At 29.7% G+C, this 21,759-nt stretch carries 18 protein-coding genes; all 18 read left to right on the top strand.

The window, feature by feature from the left end; all coding sequences use genetic code 4:
- Positions 1-396 precede the first annotated feature (396 nt).
- Positions 397-2,280: a PTS transporter subunit EIIC gene (locus SCLAR_RS00520; protein ID WP_100254000.1), complete on the top strand. Its 1,884-nt coding sequence runs from the start codon at positions 397-399 to the stop codon at positions 2,278-2,280.
- Positions 2,267-3,712: a family 1 glycosylhydrolase gene (locus SCLAR_RS00525; RefSeq protein ID WP_100254001.1), complete on the top strand. Its 1,446-nt coding sequence runs from the start codon at positions 2,267-2,269 to the stop codon at positions 3,710-3,712. Before SCLAR_RS00520 ends, SCLAR_RS00525 begins: the two co-directional genes overlap by 14 nt.
- 10 nt (positions 3,713-3,722) lie before the next feature.
- The gene (locus SCLAR_RS00530; RefSeq protein ID WP_100254002.1) at positions 3,723-4,043 is read left to right on the top strand and encodes a PTS sugar transporter subunit IIA; all 321 of its coding nucleotides are present in this window, start codon (positions 3,723-3,725) and stop codon (positions 4,041-4,043) included.
- A 381-nt stretch (positions 4,044-4,424) separates the two neighbouring features.
- Entirely contained in the window at positions 4,425-5,942 is a 1,518-nt protein-coding gene (locus tag SCLAR_RS00540; RefSeq protein ID WP_100254004.1) for a sugar ABC transporter ATP-binding protein, read from the top strand.
- Between the two features lie 10 nt (positions 5,943-5,952).
- Positions 5,953-7,707 (top strand): ABC transporter permease subunit, encoded by a 1,755-nt coding sequence (locus SCLAR_RS00545; RefSeq protein WP_157795115.1) that lies wholly within the window; start codon positions 5,953-5,955, stop codon positions 7,705-7,707.
- A gap of 12 nt (positions 7,708-7,719) precedes the next feature.
- Positions 7,720-8,784, top strand: a complete 1,065-nt coding sequence (locus SCLAR_RS00550; RefSeq protein WP_100254006.1) for a sugar ABC transporter substrate-binding protein — start codon at positions 7,720-7,722, stop codon at positions 8,782-8,784.
- A gap of 193 nt (positions 8,785-8,977) precedes the next feature.
- A complete protein-coding gene (locus SCLAR_RS00555) occupies positions 8,978-10,117 on the top strand; it encodes an ROK family protein (RefSeq protein WP_100254007.1) in 1,140 nt (379 codons plus the stop codon).
- A gap of 95 nt (positions 10,118-10,212) precedes the next feature.
- Positions 10,213-11,523 (top strand): xylose isomerase, encoded by a 1,311-nt coding sequence (gene xylA, locus SCLAR_RS00560; RefSeq protein ID WP_100254008.1) that lies wholly within the window; start codon positions 10,213-10,215, stop codon positions 11,521-11,523.
- Positions 11,524-11,544: 21 nt separating this feature from the next.
- Positions 11,545-11,796: an FGGY family carbohydrate kinase gene (locus SCLAR_RS07270; RefSeq protein WP_100254009.1), complete on the top strand. Its 252-nt coding sequence runs from the start codon at positions 11,545-11,547 to the stop codon at positions 11,794-11,796.
- Complete coding sequence (gene xylB, locus SCLAR_RS07275; RefSeq protein ID WP_100254010.1) at positions 11,784-12,833, top strand: xylulokinase; 1,050 nt, start codon at positions 11,784-11,786, stop codon at positions 12,831-12,833. The genes SCLAR_RS07270 and xylB overlap by 13 nt, the downstream gene beginning before the upstream one ends.
- 58 nt (positions 12,834-12,891) lie before the next feature.
- The gene (locus tag SCLAR_RS00575; protein WP_157795116.1) at positions 12,892-14,292 is read left to right on the top strand and encodes a DDE-type integrase/transposase/recombinase; all 1,401 of its coding nucleotides are present in this window, start codon (positions 12,892-12,894) and stop codon (positions 14,290-14,292) included.
- A 131-nt stretch (positions 14,293-14,423) separates the two neighbouring features.
- A complete protein-coding gene (locus tag SCLAR_RS00580) occupies positions 14,424-14,618 on the top strand; it encodes a hypothetical protein (RefSeq protein ID WP_100254012.1) in 195 nt (64 codons plus the stop codon).
- Positions 14,619-14,633: 15 nt separating this feature from the next.
- Complete coding sequence (locus tag SCLAR_RS00585; RefSeq protein WP_169921825.1) at positions 14,634-16,142, top strand: sugar ABC transporter ATP-binding protein; 1,509 nt, start codon at positions 14,634-14,636, stop codon at positions 16,140-16,142.
- A gap of 11 nt (positions 16,143-16,153) precedes the next feature.
- Positions 16,154-17,908 carry an ABC transporter permease subunit gene (locus tag SCLAR_RS00590; RefSeq protein WP_169921826.1) on the top strand — a complete coding sequence of 585 codons (1,755 nt, stop codon included), beginning with the start codon at positions 16,154-16,156 and terminating at the stop codon, positions 17,906-17,908.
- An 11-nt stretch (positions 17,909-17,919) separates the two neighbouring features.
- Positions 17,920-19,008: a sugar ABC transporter substrate-binding protein gene (locus SCLAR_RS00595; RefSeq protein WP_100254015.1), complete on the top strand. Its 1,089-nt coding sequence runs from the start codon at positions 17,920-17,922 to the stop codon at positions 19,006-19,008.
- 231 nt (positions 19,009-19,239) lie between these two features.
- Positions 19,240-20,031, top strand: coding sequence for a MurR/RpiR family transcriptional regulator (locus SCLAR_RS00600; protein ID WP_100254016.1), 792 nt, complete (start codon positions 19,240-19,242; stop codon positions 20,029-20,031).
- An 88-nt stretch (positions 20,032-20,119) separates the two neighbouring features.
- Positions 20,120-21,490, top strand: a complete 1,371-nt coding sequence (locus SCLAR_RS00605) for a PTS transporter subunit EIIC (protein WP_211277555.1) — start codon at positions 20,120-20,122, stop codon at positions 21,488-21,490.
- Between the two features lie 39 nt (positions 21,491-21,529).
- A complete protein-coding gene (locus SCLAR_RS00610) occupies positions 21,530-21,757 on the top strand; it encodes a PTS sugar transporter subunit IIB (RefSeq protein ID WP_157795117.1) in 228 nt (75 codons plus the stop codon).
- Positions 21,758-21,759 lie beyond the last annotated feature (2 nt).

Genomic DNA, 21,759 nt, shown 5'->3' on the forward strand with positions numbered 1-21,759 from the left:
GGTAAATGAACAAAAGAGCAATAATTTTGAGGTAGCAAAGGACCAAAAGTGAGTCTATACTAAAATATTTTTAAACACTATTGCAGCATTGTTAATTATCTCTGGAATTGTGTTAGCTTTTTCAAAATTATATATTTAAAAAGTAGAGGATACCTCTACTTTTTATTGTGCATAGACTCCTATTAAAAATTTAGAGAATTTTATAAAAAATGATAAAAAAATATCATTTTTTATCATTTCAAGATACAATATAAATGTAATGAATATGTCTGATGATTTAAGGGGGTGATCAGAAAGAAATAGCAAAAAAATTCCTTAATTATATATAATGACGGAATTTTTGGTTTAAAATTTGCACTTATTAAAAATAAATTAATAATATTGAAAGGAAAGAATATGGAAACAGAAAAGCTATCAAAACCTTCTAAATTTAGGGACTTTGGTAAAAAGGCCCTAGATTTTGTTCAAAAAATAACTCAATCTACATTTGTTTCAACAATTATGGAAAGTTTCATTTTGGTGATGCCATTAGTAATTACATCAACAATTTTTATTCTAGCAGCTGAGTTAGCTCCATCATTTGGATTTGAGTGAAAAGATGACCTTGGTAATGTGACAAACCAGGGCTATGCAATGTATAGTGCATTTTGCTGAAGAATGTATAATTTATCATATGGAATTTTGGGGTTAGCCTTAACTATTGCACTAACTTCAAGACTTACTGAAAAAATAGGACCAAGATTACAAAGTAATAGAAAAATGAATGTGATTGTTGTTTGTATTTCAGCAACAGTGGCATACTTGCTATTTTCAATACCAAATACAATTGATGTGGCAAGTGGCACAACACAAGTTAGTGCTCTAGATATAATATCTGCACTATTTGGTGCAAAAGGAATTTTTGTTGCTATGTTAACGGGTTTAACAGTACCTTGAGTTTTTTATCTATGTTATAAATTTAATATAACAATTAGATTACCAAAACAAGTACCTCAAAATATTTCCCAAGCATTTTTAAATATTTTCCCATTAATATTTACAATTATCATATATGGAATTTTGGGATGAGTCTTTATTGAATTTTTAGGCGACACCATGTTGAGTGCAATTTTCAATGCACTAACTCCACTGCTAGAAGGAGCCAAAAGTTATTGGTTCTTCATAGCGTGAGGTATGGTTTTATCTCTGACTTGATTTTGTGGAATCCACACTAGTGTTTGAGCTGGAATTACAGATACCCTTGCAGCACTTGGTGTTCAAGAAAATGTTGAGTTACTTGCAAATGGAGAACAAGCTACCAACTTATGACCTGGTCCATTTAGTATGGGAGCATACTCAATGGGAGGGTCTGGAGCACAAATTGCAGTTCCCTTTATAATTCTCTTATTTTGTAAATCAAAACAACTAAAATCAATTGGAATGGTGGCAGTTGTGCCAATCTTATTCCAAGTTAATGAACCAATTTTATTTGGATTAGCAAGTATTTTAAATCCACTGATGCTATTGCCATTTTTATTGGCACCACTAGTGAATACTATAATTGGTGTAATATTTGTTCTAGGATTTGGTATGAATGCAAGTGCGGTGGCAATGCCTTGATCAATGCCAACAATAGTTGCAGTACCAATTTCAAGTAGATTCCAGCCACTATCATTTTTATTACCATGAATTTGATTTGGGGTAAGCTTTGGAATCTGAATGCCATTTGTGTTAATTCAAGATAAAATAAATTACAAAAAAGAATTATTAATCAATGATCCAGATGAGTTTGTGGACTACAGAAATGGTGTGCAATTTATTAATCATGCCTTATTTAATAGAAAAAAACATCTTGAAATTAAACAGCTAAAACTTGATGAGAAAAATAGAGTTAAACTTATTGATGAAAATAACAAGGTTGTAATGCAACAAACAAACTATACTACTTCAGTAGACACAGTTGAAGTTTTGGTAATTTGTATTGGGGCTGGATCAAGTGCGATGTTGGCTGAAACTATTAATAAAGCATTTAGTGATGGACAAGTTAAAGTCGATGCTAAGGCTTGTTCATCAGGTAATTACTCAGAATTTATTGAAAATACAAATTTAGTTATTATTTCCCCACAAGCTCGTTCAATACAAAAAAGTATTGATGATTATGCAAAAGGTAAACAAAACATGATTGTCTTTCAAACAAAAGGTCCAGAATTCTTGGAGATGATAAGTAACAAAAAAATTACTCAAGATAAAATAATAGCAAAAATTAAAGAATTGAGAGGAATAGCAAATGAAAAAATTTAAACTAGGAACTGCCACAGCTGCTTTCCAATGTGAAGGAAATTTAACAACTGATGGTAGAGGAAAATGTATTTGAGATGATGTGCTATTAAATGATAAAAGTATTGCCAAATACAATCCTGAACCAGCAAGTGATTTTTATAAATCATTTGATGTTGACTTTAAATTAGCAAAAGAATATGGCATTGAAGTCTTTAGACTTTCAATTGCTTGAAGTAGAATTTTCCCAACTGATGCTTCAACAGTCAACAAAAAAGCTGTTGAACAATATCACAAAATGTTTAAAGCTATGATTGAAAAAGGTATTGTTCCCAATGTAACTTTGCATCATTTTGATTCACCACAATGGTTTGTGGAAAAAGGTGATTTTCTATCAAAAGAAAATATTGAAGATTTCTTAAAGTTTGCAGAATTTTGCTTCAAAGAATTTAGTGAAATTAAATATTGATCAACATTAAATGAAATTAATGCTTATTCAGAGCAAAAAAATATAAAGGCAGCCTTGCCCCCATTCTTCACATTAGAATATGGACAATTTTTTAAACAACAATATAACATGGTTTTAGCACATTCTAGAACTGTGAATTTATTTAAAAAACTTAAAATTGATGGTGAAATTGGGGTTCCCTGTAATTTGAGTCCATACCTACCAATTGATGAAAGTAATCCTGGAGATGTTTTGGCATCACAAAAGGCAAATGCCATAATTAATTGAGGTTTTTTAGAACCAATAGTTTCAGGAGGATATTCACAAGAAACAATTGATTTACTAAACTCAGTTTTAGAACATTATGACTTTATTTTCAAACCCCAAAAAACTGATCTTCAAGAAATCAAACTTGCAAGAGAAAATTTAGATTGAGTTGGTATTAATTATTATGCAACAAATTTTGTCACAAAACCAGATGAAATAATAGATTTTTCAGTTAATACAACTGGAGAAAAAGGTAAATCAAAATTCAATATCCCATGACTTTGAAAAACAGTTTCAAAACCTGGTGTTAAATCAACTCATTGAGATTGACCAATTTATCCTGAAGGGTTAGCAATTGTTATTAAATGAGTTAGTGAAAAATACAATTGCAAGCTTCCAATTCACATAACTGAAAATGGTTATGGTGATTTAGAAGATATAACAAAAACACCGTTCATTAAAGATTATGACCGAATTCAATACATTCAAGATCATTTTGATGTAATTCAAAAATTAATTGATGAGGGTGAAAAAATTGAACACTACTATTTGTGAAGTCACATGGATATGTTTTCTTGAACAAATGGATACAACAAAAGATATGGCTTATTTTATGTTGATTTTGAAACTCAAAAGCGATATGAAAAATTAAGTGCTTATTGGTGATTAGAAAAATCAAAACAAGATAGACTTGATGAAAAAGTTGACTTAAAAGAACTAGAAAAAAAACTTGGAAAGTAGGAATTAAATTATGAACAATAAAGAAATAGTGACAAGAAAAGGACTTGAACTAGTAGCATATGCTGGAGAAGCTCGAAGTTACATTCTTGAAGCTTTAGAAGATGCTAGAAATGGTGATTTTTCAAATATTGATAATTTAATGAAAGAAGCTGAAGCATTAATCAATCATGCCCACAAAGCACAGTTTGATCTTCTTGTAACTGAAGCCAGAGGAGAATATGCAGATGTTACCTTAACTATGGTGCATGGACAAGATCACTTGATGACCACAATTCTTTTAAAAGAACTTGCAGTTTCACTAATAGAATTATGAAAGTTAAGTAAAAAATAGTGACAATTTGATTAACAATCATTGGGATAATCCTCTTTTTGTTAGGATTAATATTGTTCATATTTATTCAAACTAAATGAAAGAAAAAGATAAAGGAACAAAAAAATGAAAATTTTGAAGTAGCCAAGGATCAAAAATGGGTTTATACTAAAATATTTTTAAACACTGTTGCAGGACTACTAATAATCAGTGGAATTGTCCTAGCTTTTTCAAAACTATATGTCTAACAAGTAGAGCAGTAGGAATAACCTGTATTGCTCTACTTTTTTAATTGCCAACTAATGTTTTTAAAAATGATAAATTTGTATAATTTTTGATATTTTTTTATCGTATTGTGTTAATATTAAGTTGGTGGTAAATTTACCATTGCAAGGAGGGTAGTTGGAATTAAAAATGAAAAAAGCAGATATGAATTTAAACAAAATTCTCAGCCTCAACAATGTCATAAAAAAATTTGGTGATGTTGTTGCACTTAAAGGTGTAAGTTTAAATTCATACAAAGGAATTTGTATGGCAGTTTTGGGTGAAAATGGAGCAGGAAAGTCTACTTTAATGAACATCATCTCAGGAGTTTATAAAAAAACCAGTGGGGAAATGTTTTTTGAGAAGAAAGAATGAGATCCAAAAAATACAAAGCATGCTGAAAAATTAGGAGTCGCTATAATTCACCAAGAATTAAACACAGTTAATGAAATGACTGTTTTAGATAATGTTTTTTTAGGATCAGAAATTAAAACAAAACTAGGAACAATAAACTACAAAAAAGAGTTAAAAATCTTAAATGAAGTATTGATTGAAATAGAAATAAACATTGATCCAATGAAAGAAATGAACAGGTTGTCTGTTGCTGAGCAACAAATGATTGAAATTGCAAAAGCAATTATTCGAGATGCAAAAGTTATTATTATGGATGAACCAACATCATCACTTTCAAACAAAGAAACTCTAAAATTGTTTGAAGTCATTAAAAAAATGAAAGCCCAAAATAAATCAATTATCTATATTTCACACAGATTGCAAGAAATTCCTGTAGTTTGTGAAAGAATGACAATAATTCGTGATGGAACTTTCATTGGTGAATACTTGGTTGGAGAATTAAGCGAAGACGAAATTATTGCTAAAATGGTGGGAAGAAGTATCACTGAAAAATTCCCACAAAAAATTAAAAAAGCTGGCGAAAAAATCTTTGAAGTAAAGCATTTAAGAAATGACTTCTTAAAGAATGTCAGTTTTGAAATCAAGTCAAATGAAATTCTAGGTTTTGCTGGATTAGTTGGAGCAAAAAGAACTGAACTTTTTAAAACCATAATTGGTTTATATCCAAAAATAAATATGGAAATGAACTACTTAGGTAAAGAGGTTAACTTTAAAAGTCCCAACCATGCAATTCGACAAAACTTTTACTATGTAACTGAAGACCGCAAACTTGAGGGACTTCACTTAAATGAAAGTATAAAATTTAACATTTCCCTATCATCAATTGATAAATTAAAAGTTAAATTTTTAAGATTTATTTCAGGAATGAAAGAAATCAAGAATTCAGAATTCTACTTTCAAAAAACACTTATCAAAGCTCCCGACATTGATAGAGTAGCAGGTAATCTTTCTGGTGGTAACCAACAAAAAGTACTTATTGCCAAAGCATTATCTGCCAATCCCAAAATTATTGTTTTTGATGAACCAACCAGAGGGGTTGATGTTGGAGCCAGACGTGAGATATATGATTTAATCTATGAATTTAAAAAAAATAACAATGGTGGAATTGTAGTTATTTCAAATGATTTACCAGAAATCATTGGCTTATGTGACCGAGTCCTAGTCATGAAAAATGGTATTATCACCAAAGAAATTCTTGAAGCAGAAATGAATCAAGAAACAATTTTGAGGTATGCAATATAGAGGGATTTATATGAATGAATTAAATTACTTTGCAAGAAACTATAGTGAAAAAGCTATAAAACAAATTGCTGTAAAATATGACACGAGTATTCAGGTACTTAACACTATCAAAGAGAACTATAAATTGAGAAAATCTGATGTGATTTACAACATTTCAAGTTTTAAAGAAGCAAATTTAGTAAAAAACCAAATTAAGGTTGAAAAGATTAATTCTATTTTGGTACAAAAAAAAGCTGAACTAGAATTTAAATTGAATGATAAACAAATTAAGCAAACAGAATTTGAAAAACTGTTTGCAGCAGAAAACACCAAATTCTTAAATGATTATGGAAGCAAAATTACACAGTTAACAGATTGTTCAAAAAAATATAGTGAAAAAATGGATGCAGTTATTGCTTCAAAACAAATAAAATTTAAAGAAATGATCAGCAAGTTTAACAAAAAAATTGAAAATAAAATTCAAGTTTTGGAATCTAAAAAAGCTAAAACTATCCAGGAGATAATTCAAAATAAACAAGATTATATTCATGAGCATGAGCAAAAACTACTCTTGGTAAAAACAGAAAAATTAAGTAAAAGCAAAGAATACTTAGCCTTACAAACTTTTGAAAGTGATTATCAAGCAAATAAATTTGGTGATCTAACCTATAATCAGGAAAAACCAATTTTAGAAGTTAACTTAAAAAATAGAGCAGATAAGATTGATAAAATAACAAATCTTAATCTTTCAAAATTATCTTTAAAAGTAGCTACCTTAAATTTTTACAATGAACAAAAAAAGATAAGAACCAAAACTAATGCTTTGAATCTTTTAAATCAATCAAAATTACTAATTATTATTTTGATAATTGCCATCATTGCTGGATTTTCAAATCAATATTTTTTCACAGAAAGAATATGGATCAATTTATTAACTAACAATTTAGATTTACTATTAGTGGCTTTCGGGATGACTTTAATTATTTTAACTGGTGGCATTGATTTGTCAGTTGGTTCTGTACTCGCCTTTGCTGGTGCAGTTACAGTAAAACTGCTAACAAAAAACTATAACATTTATCTTTCGCTTATGGTTGGTCTAGGAACTGCTATGGTGTTTGGGCTATTTTCAGGTTGATTGATAAGTTACGTTAAACTTCAACCCTTTATTGTAACTTTAGTTTTGATGTTAGTTTTAAGAGGAGCTACTTCGATTTTACTTGAATCAAAAGCAACAGCTCTTCCAAAAGATACCTTACAGTTTTTAACTCAACCTTTTATTGGTAAAATGCCTTGAACTTTCTTTATAGCAATCACAATTTACCTTGTCTTATTTATTTTAATGAAATGGTATAAATATGGAAGACATATTTATGCAGTTGGTGGCAACATCAAAGCATCATATCTTTCAGGAATAAAAACCAAAATGGTTTCAACAAGTGTTTATGTCTTTTCAGGAGCACTAGTGTTTGTGGGTACAATCTTTTATATAAGTAAATTAAATAGTATTGCCCCAACTTCAGGTAATCAATTAGAGTTAGATGCCATTGCTTGTATAGCACTTGGTGGAACTTCTTTACTTGGAGGAAAAGGTGGAGTTACTAAAACCCTAATGGGATGGTTTGTAACTTGTGTTTTAAGTACAGCTATGAACATGATTGGTATTGATGGATTTTGACAAATGATTGTAAAAGGTGCTGTTATTTTAATAGCAGTATTATCAGATAAAAAATTTGATTTTATATCTAAAACTAAAAATTTATTTATGCATTTAGCATACAGAATATAGGAGAACTTAATAATGAAAAAATTAATGAGTATTTTAGGAACACTATCAGTTATTGCATCAAGTTCAACAGCAGTTGTTGCTTGTGGAGATAGCAGAGACGTTATTCAATTAATTGTCCCTGAAGATCCAAATGCATTTTGAAATGAACTAATTAGTACTGCAGAAAACTATGTTAAAACTGATACTTATAAAGATAAATACACTGTAAAATGAACAAGTTCAAAACAAGATTCGAACAATGAGTTAAAAAACACTCAATCAGCAATTGATGGAGGAGCAAAAGCAGTTATTATGGGACAAAACAATCCTGATCAAAGAGCAGCTGCAAAATATGTGGTTCAAAATGATGTTCCATTAATTGCTGTCAATATTCCTTTTGCAGATGATTGCGTTGATGGAGAAAAACCAAATTTTGAAGTATTTCAAGATGCTGTTGAAGCTTCAAAAACTATGGCAGAGAAAATAGCAAAAACACTTGCAGATAATGGAGTAAAAGATACTGATGGTAAATACAAAGTTTATGAAATTTGAGGAGATCCTTCAACTCCAACTGCAAAAGGAAGACACAAAGGATTTGCAGAGTCAGGTAAATTTGACTATAGTTGATTCAAAAATAATGACAGTCAACTTGATGGTGGCAAAGGTGTTGATGGACAGTACCTTGAAACTAAAGCAAATGAACTTACAACAGATCATCAAGCAGAAATTATAGCAGGAGCGGATTTAATTTATGCACATAGTGATTCAATGGCTAGAGGTGCATTGACTGCATTAGGTAAATCAACTGAAGGTAAAAACTGATTAAAACCAACAGTTGCTGGAGATGGAGCAATAAAACTTGGAGGTATTATTGTTGGGTATGATTATGATTCACTAAGTATTGACCAAATTGCTGCTTGAAAAACAAAACCTGAAGAAAATATCTTTGCTTCAATTCATATGTCAGCTAAAGAATTAGCTGAAAAATCAATGAAAAGAGCAATTGAAGAAATTGAAAATTCAAATCAAAACAAAAACAAACATACAAAAGAAAAAATTGGTGTTGCAGTTATTACTGCATTAGATCCAAAATCTTAGTCAATAACATTATTTAAAACTTTTAAAAAAATAACAACTACTAAAAAAGTGCCTGGTGCAAATTCGAAGTAGTTGTTTTTAAAATTTTAATTACTTAAAGGATTTAAGAAAAATGTTTATTTGTTATATAATTTTTATATTACATAACACATAGAGAATTGAGGTGAGCTTTATTAAAATAGATAAACAAAAAATGAGACAAAACAACAAATCAATTGTTATTGAAGAATTATTAAAAAATAAAGTTATTTCCCGAGCCAAGTTATGCAAAGAAACCAATTTAAATAAAGCCACAATGACTGAACTTATTAAAGAATTGATTGATCAAAATCTTGTAATTGAAACTGGAATGGGATTTTCAAACACTCAAGGTGGTAGAAAACCAGTATTGCTTGAACTAAATAAAAATAGAGGTATTATAATAGCAATAGAAATTGATTTTAATAAAATTTTGTTTTCCATACATCTTTTGAATGGAGAGATAGTTTTATTTGAATCAAAAAAGCAAATGGTTGATAAAGACACAATAATTCAAGAGATTCTAAAAATTATTGAAGTTGTTAAAACTCAAACAGAGTTCAGAGACCATGAAATCATTGGTATGTGTATTGCGGTTCACGGAATTGTCAAAAACAACAAGTTAGAGTTTAGTCCCAAATATAATCTTGATCAAGTTGATATTGTTGCTGAATTAAAAAAAACTTATAGTTTTCCAATTTTAATTGAAAATGAGGCCAATGCTGCTGCCATTGCAGAATCAACCTTTAAAAATGAAACTGAAAATTTAGTTAATTTAAACATCAATAGTGGAATTGGTGCAGGAATCTTTATGAACAATAAGTTACTTAAAGGAAGCAATGGTTTTGCTGGAGAAATTGGTCACTCAATTTATCAACCAGATGGATTAAAATGCATTTGTGGTAATCAAGGTTGTGTTGAGTTGTATGCTTCAACAAAAGCTTTGGAGGACAAGATACTTACAGTTCAAAATAAAACTGAGCTTGATTATTCAACAATTCATGATGAGTTTAAAAACAATAGTAAAGTTAATGAAATTATAACAGAAGGTGCAAGAATCCTGTCAATTGTTGCCAACAACATAATAGTTTTGTTATCTCCAGATCTATTAATTTTAAATGGAACATTACTAAGGAGTATTCCTGAAATGCTTGATATGGTTAAAGCAAACATTAAGTATCAATATCTTAACAATACAACAATTATTAGTTCTGGACTTGGTGAAAGATCTGTATTATATGGTTGTTGTGCAATAGTTATTAAAAAATTCTTAAACATTAAGAAGGCCCATCTTTATATTTCTGAAAAAATCTAAAATTTTTAGATTTTTTTTCATTATTTTGTATAACTTATGGTAATATATCTTTGTATGTTAGTTTAGTATGCTAACATATTGAAGAGGAGAAAATAATGGAAGAGTACTTTAAAAATATAGGTCCTATCAAATATGAAGGACCAAATACTAAAAACTTATTTGCATATAGGCATTATGATGCAAATAAAATAGTTCTTGGAAAACCCATGAAAGAGCATTTGAAATTTGCAATTGCTTGATGACATACATTTTGTTTTGAGGGAACTGATGCATTTGGAGGACCATCTGCAACAAGAAGTTGAAACACTTCAGATCCAATGCAAACAGCAAAAAATAAAGTAGATGCTGCATTTGAGATGATGCAAAAAATGGGTGTTGGTTACTTTTGTTTCCATGATGTAGATATTGCCCCACCAGGTAAAAATTTACAAGAATTTTTTCAAAATATAGATGTAATTACAGATCTTATTAAAGAAAAAATGGAACAAACAGGAATTAAATTATTGTGAAATACTGTTAACTTGTTTAGTCACCAGAGATACACTCATGGTGCTGCAAGTTCAAACTATGCAGATGTTTTTGCAGTAAGTGCAGCCACAATTAAAAAAGGCTTAGAAATTTGTAAAAAATTAAATGGTCAAAATTATGTATTTTGAGGTGGTCGTGAGGGGTATGAATGATTGCCAAATACAGATATGAAATTTGAACAAGCCAACATTGCCAGAATTTTAAAAATGGCAGTTGACTATGCTAAAGAAATTGGTTTAGATGCACAAATGTTAATTGAACCAAAACCAAAAGAACCAACAACACATCAATATGACTATGATGCAGCAACAACTATGGCATTCTTGATGAAACATAATTTAGATAAATATTTCAAACTTAATTTAGAGGCAAACCATGCTACTTTAGCTGGACACACTTTTGATCATGAGTTAGCAGTAGCTGCATGTTTTGGAGCTTTGGGATCTATTGATGCCAATAATGGTGAAACCATTCTTGGTTGAGATACAGATGAGTTTCCGACAAATGCACTTGACAATACATTAGCTATGTATCAAGTTTTAGCTGCAGGAGGACTTGGTAAAGGTGGAATTAATTTTGATGCCAAAATTAGAAGAACTAGTTTTGCAATTGAAGATTTAATCTTAGCACATATTGCAGGTATGGATTCATATGCTCGTGGCCTAATTGGGGCTGCCAAAATTATTGAAGAAAAATTCTTAGAAAAAATTGTTGAAAAAAGATATCAAAGTTATTCAACAGGAATTGGTAAAGCAATTGTTGAAGACAAAGAAAATTTAAAAACACTTTCAGATTATGCAATGAAACTAAAAGATGTAGAAATTGAATCAAACCATGTTGAAATCTACAAATCAATTTTAAATGATTATGTACAATAGTAATTCAAGGGGAGTTTTAAAATGAAATATGTAATGGGTGTTGATCTAGGAACAAGTTCTTTAAAAATAATCTTAGTAAATAAAGAAGGTCAAAATGTCTATGCAGTTAATTCTGAGTATGATATTGAGTCAATAAAATCAGGGTTTAGTGAACAAAATCCCCAAATTTGGGTAAATGCTTTTGAAGATTGTTTGTCAAAAATAAATTCTTTGGATTCAACAGCTTTAGGGGAAGTTGAGGCAAGAATTTTTCAGGACAAATGCACACCCTAGTTACTCTTGATAGTAATTGTGAAATAATTCGCAATGCAATTTTATGAAATGATGTTAGAACTTTTAAAGAATGTGAATTTTTAAACAATAACTTTAAAAATGAATTATTAACAATAACTAAAAATATTGCACTTGAGGGATTTACCTTGCCAAAGTTATTGTGGTTAAGAGATAATGAACCTCAAAACTATCAAAAAATTTCAAAATTCTGTTTACCAAAAGATTACTTAATTTATTGCTTAACAGGAGTTTTACAAACTGAACTTTCTGATGCTGCTGGAACTTTACTTTTAGATATGAACACAAATACTTGAAGCAAGCAATTGTGTGAGCTGTCAAAAATTTCAACAACTATTTTACCAGATCTAAATAGTTCAGATCACCTAGTAGGAATTATTAAACCAGATTTTGCTACAAAATTTGGATTAAATAAATCAGTAAAAGTATTTTCTGGAGGAGCTGACAATGCACTTTCAGCACTAGGTTCATCAATTATTGATGCTAGTGTAAATTTATTAAGTATTGGTACATCTGGAGTGGTTCTTTCTGTAAGTCAAGACAACAAGCTTGCTGATGGTAAATTACATATTTTCAATCATGCAATCAAGAACTTATCTTATAGTATGGGTGTAACCTTGTCTGCAGGTTACAGTCTGAAATGATTTAAAGAATGCTTCTTTAAAGAACAAAGTTACAGTGATTTAATGGAGAGTGTTAATAATTCAACCATAGGAGCCAATGGAGTTTTGTTTACTCCATGACTATTTGGTGAAAGAACCCCATATTTAAATGCCGAAGTTCGAGCAAACTTTATGGGTCTTGGAGCAAATTCAACAGCTGCTGATTTAACTCGTTCAGTAATTGAAGGCATCACTTTTTCATTAAAAATTATTTATGAAATGCTAAACGAAAATAAAACATATCCAAAATTGATTTCAATTGGAGGTGGTGCAAAGAATAAAGAGTGATTACAAATTCAAGCAGATATTTTTGGAACTGAGGTTTATACCATTGTTATCAAAACAAAAAAGGACTAAATGTTATCAAAACAAATTTGGACTTTATTATAATAATAAAGGAAATCAGGGAATAAAAATGAAAAGAAATTATAGAGGTAAAAGACAAATGAAAACCAACAAACATATACAAGATATTATTAGGGAGGCTGCTTTATCCAGGGATAAAGCAGCCAAAAGAGAACTTTTGATAAAAAGTGGTGGTAGTAGATCATGGTTTTATGATGCCATTAAAAAATACAAAGAAATTGGTGAGGCCTTCTTTATCCACAAAAATAAAAACAATAAGCATGCTCAAAAGCGAACCCATATGCAAGCACTAGAGATTAGCAGGATTTTTAGGGATGAGTACTTAAACTGTAATTTTAGGGATTTTATGCGCTATTTAAAAGCAGATAAAAGATATGACTATCAGTGGGTGAGTTATTCATATATTTACAATATTTTAAGATCTAAAAATCATTGCTCAAAACTGGCACATAAAAAAACTATCAAATTGTTAGCAAAAGAAGAAGAGTTGAAAAATAGACCTCAAAGTCTACTGGTTCCCTCCTCAGCTACAGAAAGAGCAAAAGAAAATATCCATATTGCAAAGCCAAGAACCCAAAGGCATGGTCATGTTGTTGAAGCTGATGCTACATTTTGAAGATTCAGTGATGAGGAGATTTGGGCATTGCATGGTTATATTGATGAGGCAAGTGGAGAGGTTTTAGGATTATATTTTGATCATCAAGAAACTACTGAAGGTTATTTCAATGCTTTGAAACCGGTCTTAAAAAATTATGGGACTTTTGAAGTGCTAAGAACTGACAAACGCAGAACTTTTTGGAGTGAAAAAAAAGAATCTTCGCCCGAAGATTCTCGAATTCAGTTTGCATTTGTAGCTAAAAACTTAGGTATTGACATCCAATCATCAATTTCACCACAATTCAAACCAAGGATTGAAAGGCTCTGAAAAACCATTAAAGGTACAATCACTACCTTTATGGAACAAAATAAAGTCACAAATATTAATGAGGCCAATCTAGTCTTACCAAAATTTGTTGAGTATTTAAATAATCATGTTGTAACCCTTCAAAAAGATTTTACTACAAATTCATTCAAAAAATTTGAGGGAGATCTAAATATTATTTTGGGACACAAATCAATTAGAGTGGTTGCAAGAGATCTAACTGTTACCTATGAAAAGAAAAAGTACTTTATATGCAATTTCACAACACCATTAAATATACCCAGACGAGAGATTATGATAATTCAATGTTGTGATGGTAACCTTATCGCATCACTTGGTGATAACTATTATAGTATGATTGAATTTGATAATGAAATGCTCTACAAATCAAAAGTTGTTCTTGAAAATGAAGGAGTGAAACCTGAAGATATGCCACAAAAAATTAAAAACAACTCTGTCTGAGCTCAATCAAACTTTATCTTTTTTAAGAAAAAATACTCAAGTTGATATAAAAAGCACTCCTATTAAACTAGCAATTTATTAAAAGTTGTATTAAAATTACTAAAAGTCCAAATTTGTTTTGATAGCTACAAGCAGATATTTTTGGAACTGAGGTTTATACATTAAAGAACAATGAGGGTGCAGCTACTGGTGCTGCTATGATTGCAGCAGTTAATTCAGGATGATGACAAACATATGCAGAATGTTGTCAATGTTTTGTCTCATATGATACAGTCTATACTCCAAATCTGGAAAATAAACAACAATATGAAAAAATCTTTGAATTATACAAACAAATATATAACAACAACCAGTCATTTTACAAAGCACATGCAAAAATATTTACAAACTAACAAATGGAGGACAAAATGATAAAAGAACACAAGAATAAGAATTTAAAAATTCTTAGGTTAAAGAATATCTTTAAAAAATTTGGTGATGTCATGGCACTAAAGGGTGTAAGTTTGAATTCATATGAAGGTTTATGTATGGCAGTGCTTGGGGAAAATGGAGCTGGTAAATCAACTTTAATGAACATTATTTCAGGAGTACACCAAAAAACTAGTGGAGAAATGCTCTATTTAAACCAAGAGTATATCCCCAAAAATACTAAGGATGCTGAAAAACTTGGAGTGGTGATTATTCACCAAGAATTAAACACAGTTAATGATATGACAGTTTTAGACAATGTTTTTTTAGGGTCAGAAATTAGAACAAATTTAGGAACAATAAATTATAAAAAACAATTAAGTATCTTAAAAGAAGCTTTACAAGAAATTGAAATCAATATTGATCCTATGATTGAAATGAATAAATTATCTGTTGCAGAACAACAAATGATTGAAATTACGAAAGCAATTATTCGAGATGCAAAGGTAATTATCATGGATGAACCAACTTCATCACTTTCAAATAAAGAGACTTTAAAATTATTTGAAGTTATAAAAAAAATGAAAACCCAAAATAAATCAATTATTTATATTTCACACAGGTTACAAGAAATTCCTGTGATTTGTGAAAGAATGACAATCATTCGAGATGGAACTTTCATTGGTGAATATTTGGTTGGTGAATTGAGTGAAGATGAAATTATTGCCAAAATGGTTGGACGTAATGTCACTGAAAAATTCCCAGCAAAATTTAAAAAACCAGGTCAAAAAATTTTAGAGGTGCGAGCACTTTCAAATAGTTTTTTAAAAAATATTAACTTTCAAGTTAACTCAAATGAGATTCTAGGTTTTGCTGGATTAGTTGGAGCAAAAAGAACTGAACTTTTTAAAACGCTAATTGGTTTATACCAAAAGGATAACTTGGAAATGATTTACTTAGGCAAAGAAGTAAATTTTAAAAGTCCCAACCATGCAATTCGCAAAAACTTTTATTATGTTACTGAAGATCGCAAACTTGAAGGATTACATTTAAATGAAAGTATAAAATTTAACATTTCTCTATCATCAATTGATAAGTTTAAGGTAAAATTTTTAAACTCAATTTCAAATGCTAAAGAAATAAAAAATTCACAATTTTATTTTCAAAAAACTTTAATCAAAGCTCCAGACATTGACAGAATTGCAGGTAATCTTTCTGGGGGTAACCAACAAAAAGTACTGATTGCTAAAGCCTTATCTGCCAATCCCAAAATTATTGTTTTTGATGAACCAACCCGAGGGGTTGATGTTGGAGCCAGACGCGAGATATATGATTTAATCTATGAATTTAAAAAAAATAACAATGGTGGAATTGTGGTTATTTCAAATGATTTACCGGAAATCATTGGCTTATGTGACCGAGTCTTGGTTATGAAAAAAGGAGCAATTACAAAAGAGATTCTGGAAACAGAAATGGATCAAGAAACAATCTTGAGATATGCAATATAAAGGATAATATTATGAACAAACTAGAATATTTTCAAAAAGATTATAGTGAAAAAACTAGGAAGCAAATAGTTAACAAGTATAATGTCAGCATAGAACTTTTAGTTGAATCAAAAGAAAACTATAATCTCAAAAAAAATGATGTGATCTATAACATATCTACTATAAGAGAAAGAAATTTATTAAAAAATCAAAACAAAATTGATAAATTAAATTCTCTCTTAATACAAAATAAAGATAAAATTGAATTTTTGTTGAACGATAAACAAATTAGTCAACAAGAATTTGATCAACAAATTAAAATTGCAGAACAAGACTTTTCACAAAACTATGCAAAAAAAATTAATGAGTTACATGCAAAGGCAAAAAAATATAATAAAAAAATGGATTCACTAGTTGACTTAAAAAAATTAAAGTTCAAAGAACAAATAAAAAATTTTGAAATAAAAATTAATAAAAAAATTGAAGTACTTGAAAGTAAAAAAGAAAATGCTATCAAAAAAATTATTTCAGATAATCAAGAATTTATTGAAACTCATGAGCAAAATTTATTAGAGAAGAAGAAACTTAAATTAAAAAACAGTAGAGAATATTTAGCTTATGAAAAATTTGAATCTGATTATCAGAATAAAAAATTTGGAGAACTATCTTACAGCGAAGAGAAACCAAAGTTTGAAGAAAAAATAAATAAGCGAGTTGAAAAAATTAATCGCTTAGGTAATTTTAGTTTATCTCGCTTAACATGAAAAGTTGCAAGTCTAGATTTTTACAGTGAACAAAAAAAGATAAAAACAAAAAATACATTGTTAAGTATTTTAGATCAATCTAAGTTACTAATTATTATTTTAATTATTGCAATTGTTGCCGGGTTTTCAAATCAATATTTTTTTACACAAAGAACCTGAATCAATTTACTAACAAATAATTTAGATTTATTATTAGTGGCCTTCGGGATGACTTTAATTATTTTGACTGGAGGTATTGACTTATCTGTAGGTTCATTACTAGCCTTTTCAGGTGCAGTGTTGGTTAAGTTGTTAGAAAGTGATTACAATATTTACTTGGCCTTAATTATTAGTTTAGCTACAGCCATGAGTTTTGGATTAGTTTCTGGATGATTGATAAGTTATGTTAAACTTCAACCATTCATTTTCACCCTTGTCTTAATGATTGTCTTGAGAGGAGCAAATTCAATTTTATTAAATTCAACTGCAACTCTTTTACCCAATAACACTTTACAATTTTTAGTGAGACCTCTACTAGGTAACATACCTTGAACATTCTTTATTGCTATTGCGATTTATATATTTTTATTTATCTTAATGAAATGATATAAATACGGAAGACATGTTTATGCAGTTGGGGGTAACACCAAAGCCTCACATCTTTCAGGAATAAAAACCAAAATGGTATCAACAAGTGTTTATGTCTTTTCAGGAGCACTAGTGTTTGTTGGAGCATTATTTTATGTAAGTAAATTAAATAGTATTGCGCCAACTTCAGGAAATTCACTTGAATTGGATGCCATTGCTTGTGTAGCACTGGGGGGAACCTCTTTACTTGGAGGAAAAGGTGGAGTTACTAAAACTTTAATGGGTTGATTTGTAACTTGTGTTTTAAGCACAGCTATGAACATGATTGGTATTGATAGTTATTGACAAATGATTGTTAAAGGATCTGTAATTTTAGTGGCAGTATTATCTGATAAAAAATTTGGAGTTATCCAAAAAACCAAAAATTTAATTATGCATTTTGCATATAGAATATAGGAAAAAAAATTATGAAAAAATTAATGAGTATTTTAGGAACAATGTCAGTATTGACATCATCAGTAGCAACAGTAGTTGCTTGTGGGGATAGCAGAGATTTAATCCAAATAGTAATTTCTGAAGATCCAAATGCCTTTTGAACTGATTATATTAAAGGCGCAGAAGATTATGTTAAAACTGATGAATTAAAAGATAAATATAGAGTAAAATGAATTTCATCAAAACAAGATTCAAGTATTGAATTATCAAATACTAAGTCTGCAGTTGATGGAGGAGCAAAAGCAATAATACTTGCACAAGTTGATATGAAAGCAACTGAAGCTGCAAAATATGTTAATGCTAATAATGTACCTTTAATTGCATCAAATGTTCCATTTGCTGATGAAAAAGATCTTGTAGATAGTGAAAAACCAAATTGACAAGTTTTCCAAGATGGAGCAAAAGCAACAGCACAGTTGGCTGAGGACATATACCAAATCCTTGAAGACTATGGTGTTGCAAAAACAAATGATAAATATAAAGTTTATGAAATTCAAGGAAACCCAGCAACCACTAGTGCAACAACAAGACATGCTGGATGACACAGCACAAATTTATTTGATAACGATTGAATGGGCAGTATGAATGAATCATCATTACCAGATGGTGTGGGAGTTAATGGAATGTTTCTTGAAATTCAAGCCAACCAAAAAGTTGTTGCCAATTTACAACAAATTGTAGCTGAAGATGGCGCAGATTTAATTTATGCACACAGTGATGCAATGGCTAGAGGGGCGTTGTCTGCATTACAAACAGATCAAAAAGGTAAAGATTGATTGCAACCAGAAATTGATGAAGTTACTGGAGAAGTAACCAAACTTGGAGGTATCATTGTAGGTTATGACTATGATACTATTAGTGTTACTATGCTTTCAAACTGAAAACAAAACCCTACAAATAATATTTTTGCAACAGTGCACATGTCTGCATCTGAATTAGGTTCAAAATCTGTTGAAAAAGCAATTGAAGAAATTGAAAATTCTAATGAAAATAAAAGCAAATACAAATTAGATGAAATTACTATTACAGTGAAAGCTGCTTTAGATAAAAAAGAAGACTAGTTCATAACGCTATTTAAAAATTTTAAAAAAAATTAACAACCACTTTCAAAAAAGGCTTTAGGCAAATTTGAAATGGTTGTTTTTAAATTTTACAACCATGTTTATTAATAATGATATGTTCAAAAATGAACATTTGAGATAATTTGAACTAAGTGTTTTAAAAACAACCCCTAGCACCAAGTACACACTTATAATATTGGTATAATAGTTATAGATAAGAGGAGAGTTTATATGGAGCATTTAGTTAATAACACTAAATTATCATCAACAGAAAGAACAGTAATTGAGTATATTATCACAAACATAGATAAATTAGAGAATATGACAATTAAAAAAATTTGTAACCAATTAAATGTATCAGAATCTTTGATCACAAAGAGTTGTAAGAAAGTGGATTTTAGTGGTTTTAAGGATTTAAAAGATCATCTTTTAAATCAATACTACTACAAAAAAGAAAAAAATTTAAAAGAAGATTTTTATGATAATTTGTTTAGTGATTTAAAATTAACACATAATATTATTGATCAAGATTTAATTGCAAAGATTGCAAGTCAATTATGTGAAAATAATAACAAAATAATAATCTTTGCAACAGGCAAAACCAAAATAATTGCCAGTTACTTTTACTTTACATTGCTTGAATATGGATTTAATGTTGAAATGGTCTCTTCGTTATATGCAGAAAAAGGCTTTGAAACTAATAATGCCATAATTTTTGCTCTATCAATTTCTGGAAACAACTCAAAAATTGATAGATATTTAAATATTATTAATCAATTTAAAAAATACAAAATGATTGTTGGAGTCACTTCAACTCCAAACTTTATTTCAAAAAATAATGTTAATTTTCATATTTATGGAAACATTAGAAAGTATTTTTCTTCAGACCAAAGAGCAAATCCCTTTGTTGAAAAATATGTTTTAATGTACTTAATTGACAATATTTTATTAAACATCTTTGAAAAATTGAAATATGACAATAAAGTTGTTTTTGGTAACTCTAAATCAAAAAACTTTATATAATTTCTATATTTTGTAAAAACTAAGAAATAATTTTCCAAGTATTCCCTAATATTTATTATTAAATCATTATGGAGGTGAAAATTAATTAATGAAAAAAGAAAAAATAAAATCTACTCAGATAACACCATGAACCAGATTTAAAGGGTGGTTATCAAAAGCTCGTGGGTCTATGGAATCATTTGGTAGGGCAATTTTAGTCCCAGTAACTGTAATTCCATTATTAGCTTTAATAGGTTCAGTTGGTTATGCCATGCAAGCTATTGCTGTGGAAGCAGGAACTTATGAAGGTACTGTAAAAATAATTGCAGATGCTATAAAAAATATTGGGATGATTGCAATAACCAACATAGACTTTTTAGTTGCAGTTGGTTTAGCAGCAGGACTTGCAAAACAAGAAAAAATTGCAGCAGCACTTTCTGGACTTATGGCTTATGCAGCACTACATTTTGCTGCCAATCTAATGATCCAATCTATTCATCCTGATATGCTATCAGGAACAGGTCCAAAAGAAAATGGACTTGCCATAAGATTTGGGGTTATGTCATTTCAATACAATGCCTTTGGTGGAATGATTGCTGGATTAATAGGATATATTGTCCATAAATATACTTATAGACTTAAGTTTCCAAAATATTTAGCATTTTTTGGTGGACCAAGATTCTCACCAGTAGCTTCAACCCTAATTGCTTGACTTGTGGGGATGCCACTGGGAATAAGTTGAATTTACATTTCAAGAGGTTTAGTGGCTTTTGGAAAAGGAATAGGTTCACTAGGACCAGCATCCCCATTCTTATATGGAGTTACAAATCGAGCCCTAATTCCATTTGGATTACATCAAGTTACAAATTATTTTTTGTACTATACTTCAGTTGGAACAACTTGAGTAGATAGTACAGGTAGAACTATTGAAGGAATTTACAGTGTAGCTATTGCTAAATTAGGAGAAGGTGTCTTTTTAACAGCAAAAGATACTTGAATAATTAACGGAACTTTCCCAACAAATATGTTTAGTTTACTGGGAGCAGCATTAGCACTATATTTTGTAATTCCAAAAGAAAATCGTAAAGTTGCTGGTAGTGCTATTATATCAGCAATGATGGCATCATTTTTAGCAGGGACTACTGAACCAATAGAGTTTACATTCTTATTTACAGCCCCTTGGCTGTATGGGATTCATGTTCTGTTCACAGGAATAACTTATTTGCTAATGTATGTTTGTAATTTTGCTCAAGTTTCAACCAGAGGTAGCGGTCTCATTACTTGAATAGCAGTTAATGCTGTTAACTTTAGAAATATTCAAAATGTTTGAGGGTTATTTATTATTGGACCAATAATGGGAAGTATTTACTTTGTAACTTTCTATTTCTTGATTAAATACTTTAACTGAAATACACCAGGTAGAGATGGACAAATTGCAGTAATTGGAAAAGATCTTAAAGATAAACAAGCTGATGAATAACCAACTACCAGCAAAGCTAAAGATATAGCTGAGGTTGAATTGATAATTAAAGGGCTGGGAGGAAAAGAAAATATTCAAATCTTAACAAATTGTATTTCAAGATTAAGAGTAACTCTTTATGATAAAACAAAATTTGACAAGGAGTTAATTAATCAAACAAAACCCTTTGGTATCAAAGAAATGGGAAACCAATTCCAGATTATTTATGGGGGTAGAGTTACTAACATTGCCACAGTTGCTAAGGAATATTTGGGAATTGAGGATTAGCA

The sequence above is a fragment of the Spiroplasma clarkii genome (assembly GCF_002795265.1).
GTDB classification, from domain to species: Bacteria; Bacillota_I; Bacilli_A; order Mycoplasmatales; family Mycoplasmataceae; genus Spiroplasma_A; species Spiroplasma_A clarkii.